Here is a 24,541-nt window from a genome sequence, read left to right on the forward strand (position 1 = left end):
GCCGGGGCCTCAGGTCTTCGGCAGCTCGTGATGGCCGCCGAAGGCCTGGCGCATGGCCGAGAGCACCTTGTCCGCGTACAGCGATTCACCGCGCGAGGCGAAGCGCTGGAACAGAGCGGCCGAAAGCACCGGGGCCGGAACACCTTCGTCGATGGCGGCGTCGACGGTCCAGCGGCCCTCGCCCGAATCGGAGACGCGGCCGCCGAAGGAATCGAGGTTGGGGTCGGCGTACAGCTCGGCGGCGGTGAGATCGAGCAGCCAGGACGCCACCACCGAACCGCGCCGCCACACTTCGGTGACCTCGGGTAGGTCGATGTCGTATCGGTAGTACTCGGGATGCTCGAGCGGGGTGACCTCGGCGGAATGCTCGGCGTCGGACTGCTTCCCGACATTGGCGTGGTGCAGGATGTTCATGCCCTCGGCATAGGCGGCCATCGCGCCGTATTCGATGCCGTTGTGCACCATCTTCACGAAGTGCCCCGCACCCGCCGGACCGCAGTGCAGATAACCCTCTTCGGCCGTGGAGGGCGCGCCCGTGCGGCCGGGCGTGCGCGGTGCGGCATCCACTCCGGGCGCGATGGATTTCAGCAGCGGCTCCAGATACGAGACGGTGTCCGCTTCGCCGCCGATCATCAAGCAGAAGCCGCGCCGCAAACCGAACACCCCGCCCGAGGTGCCGATATCGACGTAGTGAATTCCCTTGGGCAGCAACATCGCAGCGCGCTTGATGTCCTCGTGGTATCGGCTGTTGCCGCCATCGATGATGATGTCGCCGGGCTCCAGCAGTTCGGCCAATTCGTCGATGACCGCACCGGTCGCACCGGCCGGGATCATCACCCAGACCACTCGCGGCTTCTCCAGCAGCGCCACGAACTTCGGCAGGTCCGTGGTCCCGGCGAAACTGTCGCCCAGCTCGGCGCTGAGCTCGTCGATGTGCGGTTGCTTGCGTTCGTAACCGACGGCGGTATGCCCGTCACCGATGATCCGCCGCACGATATTCGCGCCCATACGGCCGAGCCCGATCATTCCGAGCTGCATACTCATCTCCTCGAGTCGTCCGGAGCCGCGGCATGTCCCGAGCACTGCCTGGCGGCAATTGCCCCCATTGTCCCAGTCTGACCGATCCCGTGAATTTTCCGGGTTTGCCGGGCAGGTGTGTAACGCCCCTGAGTGCACTCCGATAGACGGGTTGGCTCCGTGCTGTTGCCAGACCCCCGACCCGGCAACCGCACGGAGCTCTTTTCCGTCTCTCCGCGACTTTCGCGTCCGGCTGGGATCCGTTGACAGTCGCGTATGCGTTCCGGCGGTAGGCAGCCGAAACAATTCTGGGCGTACCCGGTGAGTTACCCGGATCGCGGCGAAATCAGCTGGCACCTTTGCATGTCGACAGTGGTTGCTGAATATTCGCTGCTTCCGTGCCGAGCTGCGGATTGTCGGTGGCGGCCACTATGGTGGGCGGGGAATTCGCGCACCGCGGGTTCGCCAGTCGACCATTGGGAGGATGGTTCGTGACCAGCGGTAGTCCCGGACGTCACGCACAAGCGCGCCGGCCCGTCGAGGAACCGACGCCCGGACGGCAGTTCCTGAGCTCCAGCACGGCCCGCCGAGTGGGGGTCGCGGTGGGTGTGCTGATGGCCGTAGGCGGGGTCGCTTACGCGCTGGATTGGTCGCTATCGTCGGGCGAGGTCGCGCGGGGGGTGCGGGTCGCGGGCATCGAGATCGGCGGGCTGGATCGCGCCGTCGCGCAATCGCGGTTGGAAAGCGAGCTGAATCAGCGTGTGGCGCAACCGCTGACGGTCGAGATCGGCGATGTGAAGACCACCCTGGTGCCGCGGGATGCGGGGCTGGGCGTGGATTGGGACGGTACCTGGGACCGGGTCGGCGGGCAGCCGGTGAATCCGTTCACCCGGCTGTGGTCGTTCTTCGGCACCCGGGATGTGGAACCCGCCGCCACCGTCGACGCCGCCGCCATGGACAAACAGCTCCAGGCGCTCACCGTGCACGACCGCCAGCCCGTCGAGGGCGGAGTGGTATTCGAACAGGCCAGACCCGTGCCGGTACAGCCGGTGCCCGGTCGAGTGCTCGATGTGACCGCCGCCCGCGCTGTGCTGGCCGAACATTGGGCCGATGGGAAGCTGCTGGACCTGCCGGCCGTGGAGAAGCAGCCGCAGGTGCGGGCCGAGGCCGTGGACCGGGCGATCCGGGAGTCCGCGCAGCCCGCGGTGCGTTCCGCGATCACCTTCACCGGTAAGGGCGGCAACGGCGTGCTGGAGCCCGAGCAGATCGCCGGGGCGCTGTCCTTCAAGCCGGACGGACAAGGCGCACTGGTGCTTTCGTACAACACCGAGGCGTTGATCGCCGCGCTGGATCCGCAGTTGAAGCGCACCGAGGTGGAGCCCAAGGACGCCTCCTTCGCCCTCTCCGGCGGTCGCGCCACCGTGGTCCCGGCGATCACCGGCGACACCATCAATTGGGAGAAGACCTTCGAAGGGCTTGCCGCCCTGCTGGTTTCACCCGGTGAGCGCACCCGGGCCGTCGTCTACGAACAGGTGAAGCCCAAGCTCGCCACCGAGGAAGCCGAGAAGCTGGGCGTGGTGCAGCCCATCGGTTCCTTCACCACCTCCGGTTTCAGCGGCCCGTCCGGCGTGAACATCCGGGTGGTGGCCAAGAAGGTGGACGGCGCGGTGGTGAAACCCGGAGACACCTTCTCGCTCAACGACTTCACCGGTCCGCGCGGGGTCGAACAGGGCTATGTCGAGTCCGGCATCATCGACCACGGCCGCCCCGGCGTCGCGGTCGGCGGCGGCATCAGCCAGTTCGCCACCACCCTCTACAACGCCTCCTATTTCGCGGGCATGGAGGATGCCGGGCACACCGAGCACAGCTACTACATCTCCCGCTACCCGGCCGCCCGCGAGGCCACCGTCTTCGACGGCGCGATCGATCTCAAGTTCCGCAACAACACCCCCTACGGCGTCGTCATCGAGACCTCGACCACCGACTCCGAGGTCACCGTGCGGCTGTGGAGCACCAAAACCGTTGAGGTGGAGTCGATCAGCGGCGAGCGCACCAAGCCGACCGAACCGACCACGGTGACCCTGCCCAAGGGCAAGAACTGCATCGCCTCCGACGGCGCACCGGGTTTCACCACCTCCGACACCCGCGTCATCCGGGATGCCAAGACCGGCAAGGAGATCTCGCGCAAGACCCGCACCGTCAAGTACGACGCGGTGCCGGTCGTCAAGTGCGAGTGAGTCCTGCGAGCAGGCGGTCGATATGGCCGGCCGCCACCGGCGGGCATTTCCCCACCGCTGCCGAGGTCCGGACGGAACTGTCCGACGCTGCTCGACTGGTGCGAGAAGTGCTGGGCCGCTGACGATTCCGATCATCGTGACTTCTCCCAAGGTTATCCACAGCCCGTGGACAAGTCTTGGGACGGTTGTGGATATCTCGCGAGATGCGATTCGCGCGGATGCGCGCATTGCCTTCGGCGAATCCGTGGCACCCGGGGTGGCGGGCCCGCCGATCCGGCGATAGCCTGCCGACCGGGGGAATCAGGGCCTGCCGGAATCGCGCCGGTTGCCTAGACTTGGCTTGCGGACAGCAAACCTCCCGGATTTTTCGATGATCGAAGCAACTGGGGAAGAAGGTCTCACGTTGTCGACTGCCGGTGATGATCACGGATGCGACCAGCGCACCATGGTGCGGGCCTGGTGGCGTGATCCGGTCGACTATCGCTGGTTGGTGCGGACATTCGAGTCGCGGGGGGCGCTCGGGCCGATCAAGTTGATCATCGCGGCGGCCGGCGCGGTCATGTTCGTGATCACCGTGCTCGTTTTCGTCTCCGGCGCGGGGCCCGACACCGCGGTCGGGGATGCGATCGTCGTGGTGACCGCCGTCTTCGCGGCCCTGTGGGCGGTGTACTGGTGGTTGGCCCCGTGGCCGACCGAGCGCGGATCACTGCTGTTCATGGCGGGTGCGGATGTGCTGATCACGGCCACTTCCCTGGCCGAGTCCAATCGCATGTCCGGCGCGCTGAACGCGGTGCTGCTGGTGGTGACCGGCAGCTATTTCACCTTCTTCCACGGCCCGCGCATGCTGGCCCTGCACACCGCCTGGTCGGTGCTGACGGTGCTGCTGCTCGCCGGACGCGTCTGGTCGCATCACACCGGCGACGCGGCACTGGCCCTCGCCATCGTGCTGACCATGGCCACCGCGACCGTCGTGGTGCTGCCCGCCCTGCACTTCTGCTACTGGCTGCTGCGCGTGGACGCGCTCTCGGATCCGCTCACCGGTCTGCTCGACCGCCGCGGTCTCGACTATTACCTGTCCGGCTGGTTCGCCTCCGGCGATGCCACGCCGATCTGCGTCATGACCATCGACCTGGATCGCTTCAAGGCCGTCAACGACACCTTCGGCCACTCCGAAGGCGATCAGGTGCTCATCCGCGCCGCCACCTGCCTGCGCGCCGCCGCCCGCCCGGGATCCATCGTGGCCCGCAGCGGCGGTGAGGAATTCGTCGTGGTCGAGCGCCTGACCAGCGTGAATGAGGCAGCTTCCGAAGCGGAACGCGTCCGCCACGCCATCGCCGGCTGCGCCGCCAGCACCCCGATCACCGCCAGCGTCGGAGTCGCCGTCATCGAAGCCGATTCCACCGCCCGCCACGCCGAATACCTACTGGCCTTCGCGGACGCCGCCATGTACCGCGCAAAAGGCATGGGCGGCAACACCGTAGTCCTCGCCGAACCCACCTGACCCGGACACAACACTGCGGCCCGGTAGAGCCGGGCCGCAGAGTGTTTCCGGTATGGAATTCTTGGTTGCTCAGGGCGACAACTGATTTCGCGCGGCGAGGGTAACTCGTCGGGTACCCCCGAAATGGGGTGGGCACCCAACCGCCGGCACGCATGCACGGCGGTTGACGGCACCCGGGCCGCGCGCTGAAGTCGCGGAGAGGCGGATCAGAAGGCTGCCTCGTCCAGCTCCATGATGTCGTTGTCGAGGTTCGACAGGATGGTGCGGGTCGCGGTCAGCTCGGGGAGCACGTTGCGGGCGAAGAACTGCGCGGACGCGATCTTGCCCTGGTAGAACGGCTCGGTCGAGCCGTTGTCGAGCGCCTTGATGGCGACCTCGGCCTGCACCAGCAGCTGCCAGCCGATGAGCAGGTCACCGACGGCCATCAGGAAGCGGACCGAACCCAGGCCGACCTTGTAGAGCTCCTTCGGGTCCTGCTGGGCGCCCATCAGGTGCCCGGTCAGGGTGGCCGCCATGCCCTGCACGTCCTCCAGCGCGGTGGCGAGCAGCTTGCGCTCGGCCTTCAGGCGACCGTTGCCGCCCTCACGGTCGATGAACTTCTGCACCTGGCCGGCCACGTGGGCCAGCGCCACACCGCGATCGCGGGCGATCTTGCGGAAGAAGAAGTCCTGCGCCTGGATGGCGGTGGTGCCCTCGTAGAGGCTGTCGATCTTGGCGTCGCGGATGTACTGCTCGATCGGGTAGTCCTGCAGGAAGCCGGAGCCACCGAAGGTTTGCAGCGAATCGGTCAGGTACTGGTAGGCGCGCTCGGAGCCGACACCCTTGACGATCGGCAGCAGCAGGTCGTTGACGCGGAACGCCAGGTCCTTGTCCGCACCCGAAACCAGCTCCGCCACATCGGCGTTCTGGTGCGCGGCGGTGTACAGGTAGATGGCGCGCAGGCCCTCGGCGTACGCCTTCTGCATGGCCAGCGAGCGGCGCACGTCCGGGTGGTGGGTGATGGTCACGCGGGGCGCGGCCTTGTCGGTCATCTGGGTCAGGTCGGCACCCTGCACGCGGATCTTGGCGTACTCCAGCGCGTTCAGGTAACCGGTCGACAGGGTGGCGATGGCCTTGGTGCCCACCATCATGCGAGCGTTCTCGATGACGTCGAACATCTGCGCGATGCCGTTGTGGACCTCGCCCACCAGCCAGCCCTTGGCCGGGATGCCGTGGCCGCCGAAGGTGACCTCACAGGTGGCCGAGACCTTGATGCCCATCTTGTGCTCGACATTGGTGACGAACACGCCGTTGCGCTCACCCAGGGTGTCGGTCTCGAAGTCGAAGTGCCACTTCGGAACGTAGAACAGCGACAGGCCCTTGGTGCCCGGTCCGGCGCCCTCGGGGCGAGCCAGCACCAGGTGCATGATGTTCTCGAACAGGTCGTCGGAGTCACCCGAGGTGATGAAGCGCTTCACACCCTCGATGTGCCAGGTGCCGTCTTCCTGCTGGATGGCCTTGGTGCGGCCGGCGCCGACGTCGGAGCCCGCGTCGGGCTCGGTCAGCACCATGGTGGCGCCCCAGTTGCGGTCGGCGATCTTCTGAGCCCACTTCTTCTGCTCATCGGTGCCGTTGTTGTAGAAGACCTGCGCGAATCCGGCGCCGGCGGCGTACATCTGGGCCGGCGGGTTGGCGCCGAGGATCATTTCGCCCAGGGCCCAGCCGACGACGGAGGGGGCGCCGAGGCCACCGAGCTCCTCGCGCACGGGCACCTTGGACCACTCGCCGTCTTCGAGCGCCTTGTAGGACTTCTTGAAGGATTCGGGAAGCTTGACGGTGTGGGTCTCCGGGTCGAAGACCGGCGGGTTACGGTCGCCGTCTTCGAAGGATTCCGCCAGCGGGCCTTCGGCCAGGCGGCGAACCTCGCTGAGCATTTCCTTCACGGTGTCGGCGTCGAGATCGCCGTACGCGCCGCTATCGAGCAGGGAACCGAGCCCGAGCACCTCGAAGAGGTTGAATTCGAGGTCGCGGACGTTTGCCTTGTAGTGACCCATGGTCGTACTCACTCTCCATTGAGATGGGTGCGGTTCGGTGTGGTGCCGTTCCCGCCCGTTAGGTCTCCACCGGGTAGACGCCGTAAAGCAACGCTACTGGCGGGTAACTTATTCGCCATGTTACCGACCGGTAGAACCGTGGCCAAGATGATCGGGGCCGAATGTGAGCAACGGCACGAACCGTAGTCGCCGCGCGCGTTTCCGTTGCGGGCCGGGGGATTCCGGCGGTCCGGCCGCACCGGGGCGGACCTGGGGCGATGAGGGTTCGCACCGGTGGATACCGTGGGACGGTGCGCATCGACACGAGTGCCGGACCGGCGGAGGTGGAGATCGATCGGCCCGGGCGGCGGAGCCCGCGGTTCTTATTGATCTTGACTCACGGGTCCGGGGGCGGTACGGACGCGAAAGATCTACTCGCCGTGCGGGATTCGGCGGTGGCGCTGGGTGGCGCGGTAGCGCTGGTGACCCAGCCGTATCGGGTGTCGGGACGGCGGGCGCCCGGTAAGGCCGACGTGCAGGACGCGGCCTGGCTGGAGATCGTCGCCGCTTTGCGCAAGAAATTCCGCGGCAAGCCGGTCATTCAGGGCGGGCGCAGCAATGGTGCGCGGGTGGCTTGCCGCACGGCCCGGGAGGTCGGCGCGCGCGGCGTGCTGGCGCTGTCGTTCCCGCTGCGTCCCCCGGGTAAGCCGGAGAAATCGCGGCGCGAGGAACTGCTCGCGCCCGGCGACATCGAGGTCGTGGTGATCAACGGCGCGCGCGACCCGTTCGGCATCCCGGACGCCGCCGATGCCGCGGAGGTCCGGATCATCCCAGGTCAGGCCCATTCCTACCGGGCGGGCTTCGACGAGATCGCCGAGACCGCGGCCGGCTGGCTCGAACGCTGGACCGCCTAGGCGGATTCCGGACCGGTCGGCAGTTCCGGCAGCCCCGGAGCGCCGCCGAGCGCGGGTTCCGCCGGTTCCTCGGGCGCCGGCTTGTGCGCCACCACCAGCGCGTCGATGGCATCGCGGTCCTCGGTCGGCCGGCGCAGCCGGTCGGCGGTGCGAATCCGGAGCTCGTGCCCGGCCGGTCCGAGATCGGTGACAATGTCGTCCGGAGTGAACAGCAGCGCCGGATCCTGTTCGCCGCCATAACCTTCGGTGAGATTCGAGGTGTCGTTGCCGAGCACGAGCAAGGTCCCCTCGGGGGAGAGCATGTCCGCGGCGCGCAGCAGCAGGGCGCGGCGATCGGCCGCGGGGAGGTGCACGTAGGCCATCAGGATGAGCTCGTACGGGCCCGTGATCCCGGCCGCTTCGAGCTGGGTCACGTCGGCGGTCTGCCAGTTGATCCGGGACCGGACCGACCTCGACAACCGGGAGGCGACGGTCCGGCCCTTGTCGATCCCCACCTGTGAATAGTCGACGGCATCGACCTGCCAGCCGTGCGTGGCGAGCCAGAGGGCATTGCGGCCCTCTCCGCACCCGAGGTCCAGGGCTCGTGGCAACTCCGGCCGGGGCTCCCCGATACCGAAACCGCCGAGCGGCAGTCGTCGTTCCAGTCCGAAGACCTGTTCCACGACGGTGTCGCTCGGCGGTGCACCCCAGACCAATTCGGTTCGGGCGTAGTGCTCGTCCCATGCCACGGCATCCATGGCTGCGAGTCTAGGAGCCCTCGAAACGACGATCGGCCGCGAACTTTCGTTCGCGGCCGATCGTTTATGCGGTGCTCACAGGGTGGTGTGCATCAGGATCACGTTGTACTGGCTGTGCACGGTCGTGAGGAAGTACAGGTCACGGCCGGTCTGGTACGGGAAGATGTACGGCGCGTACGCGGTCGGCAGTTCCCTGGTGTCGATCAGGACTTCGGGTCCGCCCCACGGTCCCTCCGGACTCGGCGAGCGGTACATGACCACCGAGTTCCACGGATCTGTGGTCAGCATGATGTATTGCCCGAGATAGTCGTTCCACTGCACCGACATCTCCGACACGCCGCCGCCGATCACCGGCTGGGCCGCGTTCACGTCGCCCTTCTTCCAGGCGCCGCCGTCCCAGTACTCGTACGCACCGAGATCCGCGATGGCCGCCTCCGGCACCCGCGCCACGTACACGGCGTTGTTGCGCCCGGACTGCGTCCCGTACTCGTAGACGAACCCGCCGCCCTTGACGAACGCGTTCATCTGGAAGTTCGAGTTGCCGCCCTCGTCGGGACGGCGAGTCGCGGGCAGCTCACCCCAGGTCTCGCCGTTGTCGCCGGAGATGGCCAGACCCGAGTAGTTGGTGGTCCACTGGCCGACGTCGTCCCAGCTCTTCACCGACATCAGGCTCATGTACTGCACCCCGCCGACCGAGATGGCCGCCGTCGGAATGCGGCTGATCTCCAGGAACGGGATCTTCGGGCTGGGGATGAGATCCCGGGCCTGCCCGAACACGTCGCGGACCACGGAATCGAAGTAGATGCCGTTGGCCGGGTTGGTGGTGTGCGAGCGCACCAGGATGTTGGAGCGCCACGCCCAAGTACTGCCGACCAGCAGGTTCGGGAAGCCGAGACCGGCGGTGTCACCGAAGGTGGTGAGCATTTCGCCGTGCCCGTTGTCCCACATGATGCCTAGGTCGGTGCCGAGCACGTTGTAGTTCTGGGTGTTGTTGGGGCTGGCCATGCCGGTGACCTGGAAGACCGCTTTGGTGCGCCCTGGGAGCTGGGGCAGGCCATTGGTGCCGTTGAGCACCGGAATCGGATTGATCGCGTTGGGGTTGGCTGCGGCCGGGCCGGTCACGGTAAGGAGCAAGGCCGTGGCACCTGCTAGAGCCGACAGCAGCAGGGGGGCGGTCTTGGTCAATGCGGTGGGTCCTCTTCCGGTTGTCGCCGAATATAAACGGACCGCACAGTATGTGACGGGCCGCACATTACGTTCGACTCGCTGGCAAAGTGTGAAAATGCTAACAGCGTTACCCTCACGATGGGGGTTCCAAACCGGATTGTTTGCCGTGAATTGGCTTACGTTTGCGAATTGGTATCTCGGGTAAGGGCCTTGCGGAGGATCAGCGGCAGCTGCACCGCGCGTTCCACGGCCAGGGTACGGCGCACCGACGCCGTCCAGGTGCGATCGAACAGCCGTTTCGCGCTCGCCACCGCATGCGGGGAGCGGGTGGCGATGCGGTCGGCCAGCTTCTCCGCCGCGGCCCGCGGATCCGCCGACACCTCGGTAACCAGGCCGATCCGCTCGGCGTAGGCGGCATCCACCGGGTCGGCGGTCATGGTCAGCAGCAGCGCCTGATCCACGCCGATCAAGCGCGACAGGGTGGCGGCGCCGGTCATATCCGGGATCAGGCCGTGCTTGGCCTCCATCACCGAGAACTCGGAATCCGGTGTGACGAAACGGAAGTCGGCCGCCAGCGCCAATTGCAGCCCGCCGCCGTAGCAACGGCCGTGCACCACCGCGATCACCGGCTGCGGCAGCCGGCGCCACGCCCAGCAGGCTTCCTGGAAGGCATTGGTGCCCTTCCACGGCAGCGGCACGAAATTGCGGATGATGGCGAGCGGATCGCCGAGCGCCTTGGCGATATCCAGGCCGGAGGAGAAGCTGGGGCCGTTGCCGGAGAGGATGACCGCGCGAATGTCCTTGCGGCGCTCGATGACTCCGGCCACCTTCACCAGCTCGTTCAGCATTTCGAGGGTGAGGCCGTTGTGCTTGTCCGGGCGGTCGAGGGTCACGTAGGCGCGATCGCCCTCGAAGCTCAGCGCGACGTTGTTGCTCATCGGTCATTCCTCCAGCAGGTCCAGCAGCAGCCGGGCGCAACCGGCCGGGTCATCGTAGAACGGCGTGTGACCGCTGCCGTGCAGGGTGACATGCCGGGCGCCGGGAAGTACGGCACGGGCGCGCCGGGACTGGGTGGCGTAGGTGAGCAGGATGTCGCGATTGCCCCACGCGATGGTGAGCGGGATGTCGTCGAGGCGGGTGGCGTCCGGGAGCCGGAATTCGGTGAAGGAGTCCAGGGCGGGGCGGAATCCGGGGGAGGCCAGCAGGTTCTCGACGGTGTCCACCGAGACCTGCGGGGTCAGCGCCCACGGTTTGCCGAAGACCAGGCCGAGGAAGGTGGAGCGGCCGGTGGCGGTGCCGAAGATCGAGGGGACGGCCGGGCGCAGCAATTTGGTGAGCTGCTCGGCGCGGCCCAGGGCCTGCTGGCACCAGACGCGGCCGGGGGTGTCCCAGAATCCGATGGGGGAGTAGGCGGTGACCGAGCGCGCGAGTCCGCGGGCGGCGAGGTCGAGGATGATGCCGCCGCCCATGGAATTGCCTGCGAGATGGGGTTTCTGGATGCCCTCCGCCGCGAGGAAGCCGACCAGCGCGTCGGCGAGCGTCGAGACCGTGGTGTTCGAGAGCGGCTCGCTCCCGCCGAATCCGGGCAGATCCACCGCGATCACCTCGAACTTCTCGGCGAGCGTGCCGATGATCGGCTCCCACACCTGCCAATGGCTGCCCACGCCGTGCACGAGCACGAGCGGGTCCCCGCTGCCTTCGCGGTGATGGTTCAACTTGGTCATACCGACTCCCCAGACCTGGTCCTGTGGACCGACCCTAACAGTCGTTGACGTATCGCCAATTGAGCTTTTCGGCCCAGCTCACCGGTACGATAAAAGGTATGGCAACCAGGAAAGTGACGCTGTCACTGGACGAGGCGGCCTGGTCGTATGCCGAGCAGGCCGCCGCCCGTGCGGGAATGTCCCCCTCGGCATGGATCTCCCGGGCCGCCCGGCGCGAAGCCGTGCGCACCGGCTGCGCCCCCGGCCCCGACCCGGTGCAACTGGCCGCCGATGACGAAGCCGAGCGGAAGGCTGCCGAGAAGGAGCTGCGTGCGCAAGGGTGAGCTCTGGGTTTATCACCCGCATGGCACCGAGAGGCGCCGCAATATCATCCTCATCAGCAGTGACGGCATCAACGAATCCCCGCGCCCGTGGCTGATCGCCGCCGAGGTGGAATCCGAAGACCCCCAGGACATTCTGGCCGTCCCCATCCCCGGCCACGGCTGGGTGCACGCCGGCAACCTGGGCCGCATCTACCGCGGCTGGCTCGCCGACCGCATCGACGCCGTCGACGGCGAAATCGTGGACCGTATCGACACAGCCCTGCGCGCGGCCATGGATCTGTGAGATCGTTCCTCCCGCATTCACCGTCCCACGTCGAGAGTCGAGACTTCCGTGCGTATTTCCCTGATCGCCGCCGCCCTGGTGGCGCTGCCGCTGCTGACCGCCTGCGGCGGCAATGACAAGGCCGACGCCAAGCCGAACGTCACTCAGGAAGAACTCGCCAAGTACTTCAAGAGCACCAACCTCCCCGAAGACCTCGCCAACTGCGCCGCCAAAATCTATTACACCCAAGGCATCTCACAAGACGGCCTGCGCGTCATGATCAACTCCGACGCCAAGTCCGCCGCCGTAGACCCCGACGCCGCCGCCAAATCCGGCCTGACCGCCGACGACCAGGCCAAGGTCGGCACCGCCACCACCCGCATCATGGACGAGTGCGTGAACAAGACCAAGTAGCACGAAAAAGGCCCCTGATCTGGGATCAGGGGCCTTGTGGAGCCGATGACGGGAATCGAACCCGCGCCATCTGCTTGGGAAGCAGAAGTTCTACCATTGAACTACATCGGCATCTGGTGCGTTCGCGACTCTATCAGACGGGGTGTGTGGGGGCGCAAGTTCATTGGGGGTGAGGGGAAGATCGGGGGATTCGATCAAAGGTGGGGTGGGGGGTCGGGGGCGGTCGTAAACTTGGCTTCGGGTCGAAAACCCGTCCACCACAGGGACTTTGGATGCGCTGAGAGTTAGCTGGCGCTGGTTCGCGCGTGTCCTGGTCGGCGGCCGAGGAGGACTTATGACCGCGGTGCCCGCGCGGGATGTCCCGCAGATCGAGGCTGCGCGGCCTTTTCCGCGCCGGATGGGGCCCAAGGGGTCCTATTTGTGGAAGGCCATCACCACCACCGATCCCAAGATGCTGGGGAACATGTATTTGTTCTCGGCTATGTCGTTTTTCCTGATCGGCGGCGTTTTGGCGCTGTTGATGCGGGCTGAGCTGGCGCGGCCGGGGTTGCAGTTCCTGTCGGCGGAGCAGTTCAATCAGCTGTTCACCATGCACGGGACGATCATGTTGCTGTTCTATGCGACACCGATCGTTTTCGGATTTGCCAATGCGGTGCTGCCGCTTCAGATCGGGGCGCCCGATGTGGCGTTCCCGCGGCTCAACGCCCTCAGTTACTGGCTGTATCTGTTCGGGGCGACCATGGCGACGGCCGGGTTCATCACCCCGGGCGGGGCGGCCGACTTCGGCTGGACCGCCTATACGCCGTTGAGCGATATCACCCACGCGCCCGGCGTGGGAGCGGATCTGTGGATCATGGGCCTGGCCGTCTCCGGCGTCGGCACCATTCTGGGCGGCGTCAATATGATCACCACGGTGGTCTGCCTGCGCTGCCCGGGCATGACCATGTTCCGGATGCCCATCTTCACCTGGAACATTCTGGTGACGAGTGTGCTTGTGCTGCTGGCGTTTCCGATTCTCACCGCCGCGCTGATGGCGCTGGCCGTGGACCGGCACCTGGGCGCGCACATCTATGACTCGTCGAACGGCGGCGCGCTGCTGTGGCAGCACCTGTTCTGGTTCTTCGGACATCCCGAGGTGTACATCGTCGCGCTGCCCTTCTTCGGCATCGTGACCGAGATCTTCCCGGTGTTCAGCCGCAAACCGCTGTTCGGGTACAGCACGCTGGTGTACGCCACGCTCTCCATCGCGGCGCTGTCGGTGGCGGTGTGGGCGCATCACATGTACGCCACGGGAGCCGTTCTGCTGCCGTTCTTCTCGCTGATGACCTTCCTCATCGCGGTGCCGACGGGCGTGAAGTTCTTCAACTGGATCGGCACCATGTGGCGCGGGCAGCTCACCTTCGAGACGCCCATGCTGTGGTCGGTCGGATTCCTGGTGACCTTCCTGTTCGGCGGCCTGTCGGGCGTCATCCTGGCCAGCCCGCCGCTGGACTTCCACGTCTCGGACTCGTATTTCGTGGTGGCGCACTTCCATTACGTGCTGTTCGGCACCATCGTCTTCGCCACCTTCGCCGGCATCTACTTCTGGTTCCCGAAGATGACGGGCCGGCTGCTCGACGAGCGCCTGGGCAAGCTGCACTTCTGGACCACGTTCTTCGGCTTCCACCTCACGTTCCTGGTGCAGCACTGGCTGGGCAACGAGGGCATGCCGCGCCGCTACGCCGACTATCTGCCCGGCGACGGGTTCACCACCCTGAACACGATCTCGACCGTCGGCTCCTTCGTGCTCGGGTTCTCGATGATCACCTTCGTCTGGAACGTCTTCAAGAGCTACCGCTACGGCGAAGTGGTGACGGTCGACGACCCGTGGGGTTACGGCAACTCCCTGGAATGGGCCACCAGCTGCCCGCCACCCCGGCACAACTTCTACGAGCTACCCCGCGTCCGCTCCGAACGCCCCGCCTTCGAATTGCACTATCCGCACATGGTGGACCGCATGCGCTCCGAGGCGCACGTCAGTTGGGGGCGGCAGAAACGCCAGGTCAAACCGCCTGCTGATGCGCCGGCCGACATCGAGTAGACGACCGCCTCCACCACCCTGCGGCTTGCCCGGAGCGGAGCGGAGGGCAGAATGTCACAGTGCTGCTTTCCGATCGCGATATCCGTGCGGAGATCGCCGCTGGGCGTCTCGCGCTCGAGCCCTTCGACCAAGCGCTCGTCCAGCCGTCGAGCGTCGACGTGCGGTTGGACAGCCTGTTCCGGGTGTTCAACAACACCCGCTACACCCATATCGATCCGGCCCAGCGCCAGGACGAGCTGACCACCCTGGTCGAGCCCGCGCCCGGCGAGCCGTTCGTGCTGCATCCGGGTGAGTTCGTGCTCGGCTCCACCCTCGAGGTGTGCACGCTGCCGGACGATCTGGCCGGGCGGCTGGAGGGCAAGTCCAGTCTGGGCCGCCTCGGGCTGCTCACCCACTCGACCGCCGGATTCATCGATCCGGGCTTCAGCGGCCACATCACCCTGGAACTGTCGAATGTGGCGAACCTGCCCATCACGCTGTGGCCGGGCATGAAGATCGGCCAGCTGTGCTTGATCCGGCTGTCCAGCCCGGCCGAGCACCCGTACGGCAGTGCCGCGGTGGGCTCCAAGTACCAGGGCCAGCGCGGCCCCACCCCGTCGAAGGCGTACCTGAACTTCCCGGTGGCCAACAGCAATTGAGGCCCGCGCGGGTCGCGGCGAGCCTTGCACTTCGGGGATTCGGAGTCGAAGCCCCTGCGGGGCAGCCGAGTTGGTGGAACTGTGGGTGTACGTATTGCTCGGCACGTCGTAAGGTGGCGGCGACAGGTACAGTGACCACACCGTAATGTACGGTTCCACCCCGCGCCGCCTGGCGATTCCGGCGACTGCGCGGGCGGGTGAACCGGGCGCCGGTCGAGTGGGTGTGGCAACGAGATGGGCAGCGGATGAGTTCGGTCTTGGGAGTTTCGGTGGGGACGGGCGCGGTGCGCGTCGCACGTCCGCACGCCGGGAGTTCCGCCGGGCCCGCGTTCGCCGCGCCGGAGTTCCCCGGATCACCGAACGCACCCGGCCAATTCGATGTGCAGGCGGTTCCGGTCGGTGAACGCCGCGTGGAGGAACTGGCCGCCGATGCCGTCAGCGCCCTGCTCGCGGCCGACCCGCAGATCGCCGCGACCGCCATCGCCTACCGAGACGAGCAGCACGCGCGCGCCATTCGCGCGGAGCTGGCCCGGCGGCAGCTGACCAATTACGAACTGGTGCCGGATGTGATCGCGGCGCTGGAATTCCTGGAATCCTCCGGGGAACTCCGCGCGCATCTGCCGTCCCCGGATTACGGCACCCTCGCGCTCTACGATCTCGGCGCGTCCGGATTGTCGGTGACCGTCGTCGATATCGCTTCGCGCCAGGTCTGTTTCAGCGAACGCACCAGCGATATCAGTGGCGACTACCTGGATTCGCTGATCCGCGAACAGCAGATCGCCTCCGGCCGCATCGCCCATCCGCCGGATCAGGCGGGCCTGGCCGCGCTGGATGCGTTGTGCCGCACCGCGAAAGAGCAGCTCTCCACCAGCAGCGCCGTCGCCCTGCCCTCGCCGGAGGGCCTGGTGCTGCTGTCCCAGGAGAACTTCGAAGCGCTGATCATGCTGGCCGTGGAGTCCTCGGCCCGCATGACCCGCGATGTCATCCTGCGCTCCGAACAGCAGGTGCAGGCCGTCGCCCTGATCGGCGGTGGCGCCCAGATCCCCTTGGTCGCAAAGGTTCTGCGCCGCTGGCTCGGGGTGCCGGTGATCGTGGCGCCCGGTCCGGAGAGCATCGCCAGCCGCGGCGCGGCGCTGCTGGCCCGCCCGGTCCGCCAGCGTCCCGCGCCGGCCCCGTTCCCGTCCGTACCGGACGACGCCTCTTCGCTGCCCCCGCTGGATCCGGTCGCGGACTGGTTGTCCACCACCTCCGCCGCAGAGAAGCCGACCCGCCGCCGCGAGATCAGCATCGCCGGCGTGGCAGTGGGCGCGCTCGTCGTGGTGGCCGCCATCGGCGTCTCCCTCGGCTGGGGACCCACTGTGCTGGAACACGATTCGCAGAGCTCCGACGCCAGCACCTCGGTCCAGGCCACCACCACCCGCTCGGTGGCGGCCCCCACCACCGCGGCCCCGACCACCACCGAGGCCACCAACGAATCCCTCGCGGTCCCGGCTCCCCGCCGCGAACCCACCACCACCGAGGCCCCGGCCCCCACCGCCGGCCCGAACACCATCACGATCATCCCCGGCCTCCCCCCGGTGATCGTGCCCACGATTCCCCCGCTCTTCCCGGCCCCCGCCGCCGCCGAAACCCCACAGCCGCAACAGTAAAACCGAGTCCGCCCCGTCGACTGCCAGAAGGGGGCGGACTCGGTGGGCCCGGCGTGGACGCCGGACAGGCGAGGACCGGCTGCGTTCAGTCCTCGCTCTCGGTTCCCACCGCCAGAGCTGTCGTGATCAATACCGACAGGGGTGGGAGTTTCTGATCGCGGGTGGGCGCGACCACCCAGTGACATCCTTCGCGGGTCCAGCGACCCAGCCCGGTGGGCAGCATGACGGCGCTGCCGACCGCGGGAATGCCGATGTCCAGGCGGTTCAGCGCTTCCAGGACTTGATCTCCGGGCCGGGAATCGGGTTCGGCGAGGAAGCTCCAGCGAATCTGCCGCGCCAGCATGGGTCCCGTGCGATGCTGGGATTGCAGTGCGGCGCGGACCTTTTCGGCCCGGGCGACCGGTAGATGGATTATCCCGACGCGGCCGGTGACGGGAAGCATGACGTATCCGCCTCTTTCGGTGACCGGGAGCCCGAACTCGTGCCGGTAGTAGGTCACCCAGTCCTCGACCGTTCTCAACTTGTCCGCGTTCACCGCCCGACTCCTTCGTCTTGCTACCAGGGTCCCCGGCCCGCGGGCACTGTGAGAATGCCCGCGCACCCGCCTTTCGCTGCCCTTTCGCTGCCCTTATTACCGATCCGTATATCCCCTGGTACCAGGTAGGTTTCGGACGTGGCCGCGCTCCCGCTGCGCGCATACCCTGGATGTCGGAGTTCGTTCGGAAGGGATGACATCGTGGTCCGGCACTGGTCAGGCAAAGAGGCCCGCGCCCTCCGCGATGCCAAGCGCATGAGTATCCGGGAGTTCGCCGCACATCTGGGTGTGCACGAACGCCTGGTTTCGAAATGGGAGGCCGGAGGTGACCGGGTGCATCCGCGCCCGGTGAATCAGGCCGCTCTCGATACTTCCCTTGCCAGGTCCGACGATGTGGTGCGGGCACGGTTCGCGGCTTTGATCGATCAACCCTTGATCGACCGCCCCGCCGTTCCCGGTTTCGATGTGCGCCAAGCCGGTTCCGAGGTGCGGTCCGGCAACCCGGCGCAAGCCAGTTATTCCAGCGACGCGGAACTGCTGGCACTCGTCGATACGGGTGCGATGAGAGGCGATGCGTTAGCGGCGATTTCGGAGAGGGATCTGATCATGGCGGCTGCCCATGAAGCAAGTGAGCACGCCGGTAGGGCGGAGAGCAGCAATGTGGGTGCCACCGCATTGGAGCAGTTCGATGCGGATGTCACGCGCATCGCGAACGACTACGTGCATGTGCCCCCGGTGCCGATGATGGTGGAGATGTTGCGGGTGCGGCGTCGCGTGTACCGGTTGCTGGAAGGCCATCAACGTCCGGCCGATACCAGTCACCTATATCAACTCGCCGGGATTCTCTCCGGTCTGCTGGCCAATGCCTCGACCGATCTCGGTTATGTCGATGCGGCCGGCGAACAGGCCAGGGCCGCTTGGGCTTACGCGGAACTCTGCGGGCACAATGGATTACGTGCCTGGACCCGCGGCATGCAGGCGTTGATCGAATACCGCTCGGATCAGCCGCGGCGCGCGGTGGTGCTGGCGCAGAGCGGGCAGCAGTACGCGGAGTCGGTGACCGCGCGGGTGCGGCTGCTCAATATCGAGGCCCGCATCTGGTCCCGGCTGGGCAGCGCCGCCGATACCGAACGCTGCATCCGCGCCGCCGACGACGCGCGTGAAGGCGGCGGCAGCAGCGACACCCTGCACGACGAGGTGGGCGGCGTGTTCGGGTTCAACCAGCCCAAGAGTCACTACTACGCGGGCGCCACCTATATCCATCTCGGTCAGGCGGAGCTGGCGCTGGACGCCACCCGCCGGGCCATCGACCTGTATGCCAACGGCCCGACCGAGGAGCGGTCCTACGGCGCGGAATCGCTCGCCCGGGTGGATTGCGCGACCGCGCACCTGATCAACGGCAGTCTCGACGGCGCGGCCGAAGCGCTGGAGCCGGTGCTGCAATTGGAGGAGGACAAGCGGATCGCGCAATTGGGTGAGCGGCTGAGCACCCTGCGGCAGCGGCTGGCCTCCCCGGACTTCCGCGACGCGGTCGAGGCTCGTCACCTGGACGAGCGGATCGAGGAGTTCTGCGGAACCAGCGCCGCCAAGGGCATGCTGTCGCTGGACGCCCCGCACTGAAAATTCCTGGTTGCGGGCGGATGGCACCATAGGACGGGTGAGCACTGGTCACCTACCGCATCGATCCCCACGCGTTCTGGAGCAATCCACCAAGTTGCAGAACGTGCTCTACGAGATCCGTGGGCCGGTACACGCGCATGCGGCACGGCTGGAGGCCGAGGGGCATCGCATCCTCAAGCTGAATATCGGCAATCCGGCACCGTTCGGTTTCGACGCGCCCGACGTGATCATGCGCGACATGATCGCGGCGCTGCCGTACGCGCAGGGGTACTCGGAGTCGAAGGGCATCCTGCCGGCGCGGCGGGCCATCTTCACCCGGTACGAGCTGGTGCCCGGCTTCCCGGAGTTCGACGTCGACGACGTGTACCTGGGCAACGGCGTGTCCGAGCTGATCACCATCACCATGCAGGCGCTGCTCGACAATGGTGACGAGGTGCTGATCCCGGCGCCGGACTATCCGCTGTGGACGGCCATGACCTCGCTCGCGGGCGGGACGCCGGTGCACTATCTGTGCGACGAGTCGAACGACTGGCAGCCGGATATCGCCGATATGGAATCGAAGATCACGGACAAGACCAAGGCGATTGTCGTGATCAACCCGAACAACCCGACCGGGGCGGTGTATTCGGCGGAGGTGTTGCAGCAGGTCGTCGACTTGGCGCGTAAGCATCAGCTGCTGCTGCTCGCGGACGAGATCTACGACAAGATCCTCTACGACGATGCCAAGCACACCTCGCTGGCCACGCTCGCGCCGGATTTGCTGTGCTTGACGTTCAACGGGTTGTCGAAGGCTTACCGGGTGGCGGGGTATCGCTCGGGCTGGCTGGTGATCACCGGGCCGAAGGATCATGCGGCCGGGTTCATCGAGGGCATCGATCTGCTGGCCTCCACCCGGCTGTGCCCGAATGTGCCTGCGCAGCATGCGATTCAGGTGGCTTTGGGCGGGCATCAGAGCATCGACGATCTGGTGTTGCCGGGCGGGCGGCTACTCGAGCAGCGGGATGTGGCGTGGGAGAAGCTCAACACCATCCCGGGTGTCTCGTGTGTGAAGCCGAAGGGTGCGCTGTACGCGTTCCCGCGGCTGGATCCGGAGGTTCACGAGATCCGCGATGATTCGAAGCTCGTGCTCGACCTGTTGCTCCAGGAGAAGATCCTGATGGTGCAGGGGACCGGCTTCAACTGGCCGCACCACGACCACTTGCGGATCGTGACGCTGCCGTGGGCGCGCGACCTCTCGGTGGCCATCGAGCGCTTCGGAAACTTCCTCTCGAGCTACCGGCAATAGGGGATTTTCGGGTATTTCCCCTGTACCCTGCCGTACAGGGGACTTGATGTCCCCCTTGTGTCAATGGCTAAAACAAACCGCTAGTACGAAAAAGTTGGGTTTTTAGAGACTTAGCTAGCGCAAAGAACCCACTTTTGTGTACAGTAGTTCTCGGCACCTAGAGTGCCCCGGCTGGACCGACTACCCCCCCTGGTCCGTCCAGCCCCGGGTTGCGTGGCCTACCCCCCCTGGGCCGCCAGCCCCCGGGCGGCGGAGACATCCCCCTGCTCTCCGCCGCCCCTCAAACTTCCCCGCCTCTCCGCGACTTCTGTGCGCGGCAGAGAGCCGTTCACCGCCGGCGATGCGTGCCGGCGGTCGGGAGCCGAAACAATTCTGGGCGTACCCGGTGAGGTACCCGGAACCTTGCGAAATCAGTTGTCACCTTTGTGCACTGACCTGCGCGGAGTAGGGAACCTGCGCGGAGTAGGGAACGGTTTTCGTTTAGGCTCGTTCGGGTGAGCGATCACCATCATCACCACCACGACCACTCCGGACCCATCGCCATCGGCGCTACCGCCGCGCGCGTGGTGGTCGGGTTGCTGGTCGCCATCGGCGTGCTCGTGCTGGCCGGGGCGGTGTGGCTGTGGCCGAGTGCGCAGCATGTCGATATCCCGTTGCCGATGCAGAACGCGGGCGGTGGCGCGGTGCAGACCGAAGCGGGCACGGTGATCAGCGAGGACTTCGGGGCGTGCGGCAGCCCGTCGATCGGGAAGGTGTTCCCGGACGAACCGCAGGCGCCGCGCAACAACTCCTACAGCTGCGATCGCAGCATCGTGGCCATCGAATCCGGGCCGCACCAGGGCAACAAGACGCTGCTCGAGATCGCCAAGGGGCCGGGGCAGCCCGAGCTGCACCAGGGCGACAAGATCCGCATCGTGCGGCAAGCGGATCCCAATGGGACGCCGATGTATTCGTTCGAGGATTACGCGCGCGGGTTCCCGCTGACCGTCATCGCGATCGTGTTCGCGGTGGTGATCATCGTGGTGGCGCGCTGGCGCGGGTTGCGGGCGCTGCTCGGGCTGGTGTTCGCCTTCGGCGTGCTGGTGGTCTTCCTGCTGCCGGCGCTGCTGGACGGCAAGCCGGCCATACCGGTCGCGCTGGTGTCGGGAGCGCTGATCCTCTACGCGGTGTTGTACCTCGCGCACGGGGTGAATCTGCGCACCAGCTCGGCCCTGCTCGGCACCCTGACCTCGATGGTGCTGGCGGCGGTGCTGTCCTGGGTGACCTTGAAGATGACGCATCTGACGGGGCTCTCGGAGGAGCAGAACACCAATGTCGCGACCTACCTCCAGCATGTCAGCATTACCGGATTGCTGTTGGCGGGCTTCATCATCGGTTCGCTGGGCGTGCTCAACGACGTGACCATCACGCAGGCGTCGGCCGCGTTCGAGCTGGCGGCGCTGGACGAGAAGGCTACGCGCCGAAGCATTTTCGCGGCTGCCATGCGCGTCGGGCGCGACCACATCGCCAGTACGGTGTACACCCTGGTGCTCGCCTACGCGGGTGGCGCGCTGCCGCTGCTGCTGCTGTTCAGCGTGGCCGGGCGGTCCATTCGCGATGTGCTCACCGGTGACGCGGTCGGCATCGAGATCGCGCGGTCGGCGGTCGGCGGTATCGCTCTGGCCATGTCGGTGCCGCTGACCACCATCATCGCCGTCATGCTGGCCCGGCCCTTCGGCTCCCGCCCCGCACCCGCGGCCCCCCGGAAACGCCCGGCCGCCAAGGCCGGTGCGCGCACCGGTGCCCGCGCGACCGGCGGCCGTCCCGGTGCCCGGCCCGCCACCCGCGGGACCGGAACCGATACCGACACGGACCTGAGCCTGGCCGACCGAGGCACTCCGGAATCGCCCACCGTGCCCCGCACCGCCACCGTCGCGCCGCCCGGCCCGCGAATCACCTTGCAGCCCAACCTCCCCCGTGGCGAGTCGAGCCCCTACACCCCGCACACGGGTGAGGTTCCGATCCAGCCGTATTCCGGTGAGTCGCCCTTCCGGCCGCACACCGGTGAGATGCCGAGCCAACCGCAAACCGGCGAGCCGCCCAGCCAACCACGCCCCGGCGGAATGCCGTTCCAGCCGCGCACCGGTGAAATGCCTTTGCCGCCGCGGACGGGTGATTACCCTGCGCCGTATTCCGGTGCGGCAGAAGGTGCTTGGGGACAACCGGCAGAGCCGCAGCGGGACTGGTTCGGCGCCGACCCGCAGCAGTCCGCTTGGCAGGGCGACCCGGGGCAGCCGGAACCGTCCGGGTGGCAAGGTGAATCAGAGTGGCAGCAAGAAGCCGGGCGGCCGCGGGAGCCGGAGTGGGAGGACCCGGCCGACTGGCCGGAGACGCCGCCCGATCCGCCGCGCGGCAGGCACTCCCGGCCCGAGTAGCGATATCGCGCCGGGGCATCGACTGGCGGGTAACCGATTTCGAGTGGGCTTCAGCTCGCGGCGGCGGCCTCGAGCAAGGCCGCGACACCCGTCGGATCGGTGGCGAAATGATCGAAGCCGCTCGGCACGCTCGATTCGGCGAACGACACCTCGTTCTCCGGTTGCGGCGGCAGTCCCGGGACCGGAAGTCGCACGGCCGCATGCAGATCCCGCACGCCGGTCAATTCCAGGACCCGGCGGGCATTGTCGGCGCGCAGGCCCCCGCAGGCCATCACGTCGATGCGGCCCGCGGCCAGGTTCACCAGGCGCGCGATCAGGGGCGCGCCGTCCAGCACCGACAGCTGCCGGCCGGAGGTGAGCAGGCGGGTGAACCCGAGGTCGAGCAGGGTGTCGAAGCCGCTGTAAGGATCGGTGCAGATATCGAAGGCCCGATGGAAGGTGGCCTGCATGCCCTCGGCGGCGGCCAGCAGTTCGGTATTGGCGGCGCGATCCACATTGCCCTCCGCGTCCAGCACGCCGAAGACCACGCCGTGCGCGCCCAGCCGTCGCGACCACTCGATATCCGAGCGGATCAGCGCGACCTCCTCGGGCGAATAGCGGAAGTCACCGGTGCGCGGCCGAATCAGCACGTGCACCTCGGTATTCGAGACCGCGCCCACGGCCGCCTCGATGAGCGCGGGGGAGGGGGTGAGGCCGCCGCCGGAGAGCCCGGTGCCGAGTTCGACGCGGGTCGCCCCCGCTGCGTCCGCGATCCGGACCCCGGCGAGGTTCTCCACGGCGATCTCGACCCTTACCGGCTGCGCATCCGTCATACCTTGCAGTATGGGCGAAACTTCCGCACTTCGTTTGCCTGGGATTAGCGGAATCGCTCTGACCAGGTCGGGAGGCGGGCGGCCGGTGCAGGAGATCCGCATCGTTCCGGGCGAACGAGAAGGGCGGCGCTACCTGGTGGTAGCGCCGCCCTTCGTCGTACTCGGTTTTCCGATCTTTCGATCCGAGGGACCGGCTAGCTCTTGCGCCCCGGGGACTTGGCGTTGGACTTGAAGCCCAGGCCACCCGGCTTGGCGGCGGGCGGCGGCGGGGTGCTGCCGTTGCCCTCCGACGTGCCGTTGGTCTCCGATGCGGCCGGAGCCGACTCGGCGGGAGCCTCGGCGGCCGGGGCCGCGGGGGCTGCGGTTGCCGGCGCTTCGGTGGCCGGAGCCTTGGCGCCCGGAGCCTTCGGGCCGGGGCGCTTGAGACCGGACTTCATGGCCAGACCCTTGGCCGCGATGGTCGGCTTGGCTTCGGCCGGAGCCGATGCGGCCGGAGCCGAATCAGCGGGCGCCGCAGCGGTTTCCGGGGCGGCGGCCGGCGCCGGCGCGGATTCCGCCGGAGCCGCGGCGGCCTCGGCCGGAGCGGCCTTGGCACCCGGGGCCTTGCCGGCGCCCTTCATCGCGAGACCGCCGGGCTTGGCGCCCGGGGCCTTGAGTCCGCCCTTCATGGCGAGCCCGCCCGGCTTGGCGGCCGGGGTCGCCGGAGCCGTGTCTTCGGACGCGGCCTCGGCCGGAGCCGTGGAGGGCTCGGCGGCGGTGGGCTCGGCGGCCGGGGCAGCCTTCGCGCCCGGAGTCTTCAAGCCGCCCTTCATGGCCAGGCCGCCCGGCTTGGCGCCGGGAGCCTTGAGCCCGCCCTTCATGGCCAGACCCTTGGCCGGAGCCGGAGTGCCTTCGGCCGGAGCTTCGGCGGCAGCCGGAGCTTCGGCGGCAGCCGGAGCGGCGGCAGCGGATTCCGCAGGCGCGGCAGCGGGCTTGGCACCGGGGGCTTTCAGGCCGCCCTTCATACCCAGGCCCTTGCCGCCACCCGGCGGCTTCAAGCCACCCTTCATGCCCAGACCGCCACCGGCCGGAGCGGCCTTCGGCTCGGCCGCCGGGGCCGGAGCCTCGGCGACAGCGGCTTCGGCCTTGGCCGGCTCCGGCTCGGAAACCGGTTCGGGCTCTTCGATCTTCGGCTGCTGGATGACCTTCAGGTTCTCGGTG

Annotated in this window: 19 protein-coding genes, 1 tRNA gene and 2 pseudogenes; 12 read left to right on the top strand and 10 right to left on the bottom strand. The window is 67.4% G+C overall.

Going from position 1 to position 24,541, the window contains the following annotated elements; genetic code table 11:
* Window positions 1-9: 9 nt before the first annotated feature.
* Entirely contained in the window at window positions 10-1,038 is a 1,029-nt protein-coding gene (gene gnd, locus NI1_RS36450; RefSeq protein WP_067830959.1) for a phosphogluconate dehydrogenase (NAD(+)-dependent, decarboxylating), read from the bottom strand.
* Window positions 1,039-1,508: 470 nt separating this feature from the next.
* Here gnd and NI1_RS36455 point away from each other — a divergent pair, with 470 nt between their 5' ends.
* Both NI1_RS36455 and NI1_RS36460 read left to right on the top strand, forming a co-directional pair.
* Complete coding sequence (locus NI1_RS36455) at window positions 1,509-3,254, top strand: VanW family protein (RefSeq protein ID WP_245663587.1); 1,746 nt, start codon at window positions 1,509-1,511, stop codon at window positions 3,252-3,254.
* 370 nt (window positions 3,255-3,624) lie between these two features.
* A complete protein-coding gene (locus NI1_RS36460; RefSeq protein WP_084524251.1) occupies window positions 3,625-4,755 on the top strand; it encodes a GGDEF domain-containing protein in 1,131 nt (376 codons plus the stop codon).
* A gap of 206 nt (window positions 4,756-4,961) precedes the next feature.
* Here NI1_RS36460 and NI1_RS36465 read toward each other — a convergent pair whose 3' ends face one another.
* Window positions 4,962-6,788: an acyl-CoA dehydrogenase gene (locus NI1_RS36465; RefSeq protein WP_067830880.1), complete on the bottom strand. Its 1,827-nt coding sequence runs from the start codon at window positions 6,786-6,788 to the stop codon at window positions 4,962-4,964.
* A gap of 290 nt (window positions 6,789-7,078) precedes the next feature.
* Between NI1_RS36465 and NI1_RS36470 the strand changes: the two genes are divergently transcribed.
* A complete protein-coding gene (locus NI1_RS36470; protein WP_067830881.1) occupies window positions 7,079-7,681 on the top strand; it encodes an alpha/beta hydrolase family protein in 603 nt (200 codons plus the stop codon).
* On the opposite strand, the gene NI1_RS36475 is transcribed toward NI1_RS36470, so the two are convergent.
* The 4 genes from NI1_RS36475 to NI1_RS36490 all read right to left on the bottom strand — a co-directional run bounded on the left by NI1_RS36475 (window position 7,678) and on the right by NI1_RS36490 (window position 11,309).
* Window positions 7,678-8,418, bottom strand: coding sequence for a class I SAM-dependent methyltransferase (locus NI1_RS36475; protein WP_067830888.1), 741 nt, complete (start codon window positions 8,416-8,418; stop codon window positions 7,678-7,680). The two genes, NI1_RS36470 and NI1_RS36475, sit on opposite strands and share 4 nt — an antisense overlap.
* A gap of 75 nt (window positions 8,419-8,493) precedes the next feature.
* On the bottom strand, window positions 8,494-9,603 hold the full coding sequence (locus NI1_RS36480; protein ID WP_067830891.1) for a glycoside hydrolase family 183 protein: 1,110 nt from the start codon (window positions 9,601-9,603) through the stop codon (window positions 8,494-8,496).
* A gap of 158 nt (window positions 9,604-9,761) precedes the next feature.
* Complete coding sequence (locus tag NI1_RS36485; RefSeq protein WP_067830895.1) at window positions 9,762-10,523, bottom strand: crotonase/enoyl-CoA hydratase family protein; 762 nt, start codon at window positions 10,521-10,523, stop codon at window positions 9,762-9,764.
* A 3-nt stretch (window positions 10,524-10,526) separates the two neighbouring features.
* Window positions 10,527-11,309 carry an alpha/beta fold hydrolase gene (locus NI1_RS36490; RefSeq protein WP_067830898.1) on the bottom strand — a complete coding sequence of 261 codons (783 nt, stop codon included), beginning with the start codon at window positions 11,307-11,309 and terminating at the stop codon, window positions 10,527-10,529.
* A 98-nt stretch (window positions 11,310-11,407) separates the two neighbouring features.
* On the opposite strand from NI1_RS36490, the gene NI1_RS36495 reads away from it, so the two are divergent.
* Genes NI1_RS36495 through NI1_RS36505 form a run of 3 tightly spaced genes read left to right on the top strand, consistent with a single transcriptional unit; the run spans window position 11,408 to window position 12,308 of the window.
* Window positions 11,408-11,632 (top strand): hypothetical protein, encoded by a 225-nt coding sequence (locus NI1_RS36495; RefSeq protein WP_067830901.1) that lies wholly within the window; start codon window positions 11,408-11,410, stop codon window positions 11,630-11,632.
* The gene (locus NI1_RS36500) at window positions 11,619-11,915 is read left to right on the top strand and encodes a hypothetical protein (protein WP_067830904.1); all 297 of its coding nucleotides are present in this window, start codon (window positions 11,619-11,621) and stop codon (window positions 11,913-11,915) included. Before NI1_RS36495 ends, NI1_RS36500 begins: the two co-directional genes overlap by 14 nt.
* Window positions 11,916-11,963: 48 nt before the next feature.
* Entirely contained in the window at window positions 11,964-12,308 is a 345-nt protein-coding gene (locus tag NI1_RS36505; protein ID WP_067830905.1) for a hypothetical protein, read from the top strand.
* A 37-nt stretch (window positions 12,309-12,345) separates the two neighbouring features.
* On the opposite strand, the gene NI1_RS36510 is transcribed toward NI1_RS36505, so the two are convergent.
* Window positions 12,346-12,419 (bottom strand) — tRNA-Gly (locus tag NI1_RS36510).
* A gap of 223 nt (window positions 12,420-12,642) precedes the next feature.
* Here NI1_RS36510 and ctaD point away from each other — a divergent pair.
* From ctaD to NI1_RS36525, 3 genes are all read left to right on the top strand, one after another.
* On the top strand, window positions 12,643-14,388 hold the full coding sequence (gene ctaD, locus NI1_RS36515; RefSeq protein ID WP_067830911.1) for an aa3-type cytochrome oxidase subunit I: 1,746 nt from the start codon (window positions 12,643-12,645) through the stop codon (window positions 14,386-14,388).
* A gap of 59 nt (window positions 14,389-14,447) precedes the next feature.
* Window positions 14,448-15,026: a dCTP deaminase gene (gene dcd, locus NI1_RS36520; RefSeq protein WP_067830914.1), complete on the top strand. Its 579-nt coding sequence runs from the start codon at window positions 14,448-14,450 to the stop codon at window positions 15,024-15,026.
* Window positions 15,027-15,271: 245 nt separating this feature from the next.
* Entirely contained in the window at window positions 15,272-16,675 is a 1,404-nt protein-coding gene (locus tag NI1_RS36525) for an Hsp70 family protein (protein WP_067830917.1), read from the top strand.
* Between the two features lie 85 nt (window positions 16,676-16,760).
* Here the strand turns inward: NI1_RS36525 and NI1_RS36530 are convergent, their stop codons facing one another.
* Complete coding sequence (locus NI1_RS36530) at window positions 16,761-17,210, bottom strand: hypothetical protein (RefSeq protein WP_067830919.1); 450 nt, start codon at window positions 17,208-17,210, stop codon at window positions 16,761-16,763.
* Between the two features lie 201 nt (window positions 17,211-17,411).
* Here NI1_RS36530 and NI1_RS36535 point away from each other — a divergent pair, with 201 nt between their 5' ends.
* The 3 genes and pseudogenes from NI1_RS36535 to NI1_RS36545 form a co-directional block, all read left to right on the top strand.
* Window positions 17,412-18,830 carry a helix-turn-helix domain-containing protein gene (locus tag NI1_RS36535; RefSeq protein WP_067830921.1) on the top strand — a complete coding sequence of 473 codons (1,419 nt, stop codon included), beginning with the start codon at window positions 17,412-17,414 and terminating at the stop codon, window positions 18,828-18,830.
* A gap of 28 nt (window positions 18,831-18,858) precedes the next feature.
* The gene (locus NI1_RS36540) at window positions 18,859-20,115 is read left to right on the top strand and encodes a pyridoxal phosphate-dependent aminotransferase (RefSeq protein WP_157535541.1); all 1,257 of its coding nucleotides are present in this window, start codon (window positions 18,859-18,861) and stop codon (window positions 20,113-20,115) included.
* A gap of 494 nt (window positions 20,116-20,609) precedes the next feature.
* Window positions 20,610-21,872 (top strand): annotated as a pseudogene (locus tag NI1_RS36545) (YibE/F family protein); the annotation flags it as partial.
* Window positions 21,873-22,579: 707 nt separating this feature from the next.
* On the opposite strand, the gene NI1_RS36550 reads toward NI1_RS36545, so the two are convergent.
* Window positions 22,580-23,341: a copper homeostasis protein CutC gene (locus tag NI1_RS36550; protein WP_067830926.1), complete on the bottom strand. Its 762-nt coding sequence runs from the start codon at window positions 23,339-23,341 to the stop codon at window positions 22,580-22,582.
* 194 nt (window positions 23,342-23,535) lie between these two features.
* Window positions 23,536-24,541 (bottom strand): annotated as a pseudogene (locus tag NI1_RS38615) (Fe-S oxidoreductase); the annotation flags it as partial.

Source organism: Nocardia inohanensis NBRC 100128, from assembly GCF_001612945.1.
GTDB classification, from domain to species: Bacteria; Actinomycetota; Actinomycetes; order Mycobacteriales; family Mycobacteriaceae; genus Nocardia; species Nocardia inohanensis.

Excerpts from the sequence above, each read along its gene's own strand:
- NI1_RS36495 (WP_067830901.1), top strand. The coding sequence starts at position 11,408 with ATGGCAACCAGGAAAGTGACGCTGTCACTGGACGAGGCGGCCTGGTCG.
- NI1_RS36475 (WP_067830888.1), bottom strand. The coding sequence starts at position 8,418 with ATGGATGCCGTGGCATGGGACGAGCACTACGCCCGAACCGAATTGGTC.
- NI1_RS36485 (WP_067830895.1), bottom strand. The coding sequence starts at position 10,523 with ATGAGCAACAACGTCGCGCTGAGCTTCGAGGGCGATCGCGCCTACGTG.
- NI1_RS36550 (WP_067830926.1), bottom strand. The coding sequence starts at position 23,341 with ATGACGGATGCGCAGCCGGTAAGGGTCGAGATCGCCGTGGAGAACCTC.
- NI1_RS36490 (WP_067830898.1), bottom strand. The coding sequence starts at position 11,309 with ATGACCAAGTTGAACCATCACCGCGAAGGCAGCGGGGACCCGCTCGTG.
- NI1_RS36525 (WP_067830917.1), top strand. The coding sequence starts at position 15,272 with ATGAGTTCGGTCTTGGGAGTTTCGGTGGGGACGGGCGCGGTGCGCGTC.
- NI1_RS36465 (WP_067830880.1), bottom strand. The coding sequence starts at position 6,788 with ATGGGTCACTACAAGGCAAACGTCCGCGACCTCGAATTCAACCTCTTC.
- NI1_RS36460 (WP_084524251.1), top strand. The coding sequence starts at position 3,625 with ATGATCGAAGCAACTGGGGAAGAAGGTCTCACGTTGTCGACTGCCGGT.
- ctaD (WP_067830911.1), top strand. The coding sequence starts at position 12,643 with ATGACCGCGGTGCCCGCGCGGGATGTCCCGCAGATCGAGGCTGCGCGG.
- gnd (WP_067830959.1), bottom strand. The coding sequence starts at position 1,038 with ATGCAGCTCGGAATGATCGGGCTCGGCCGTATGGGCGCGAATATCGTG.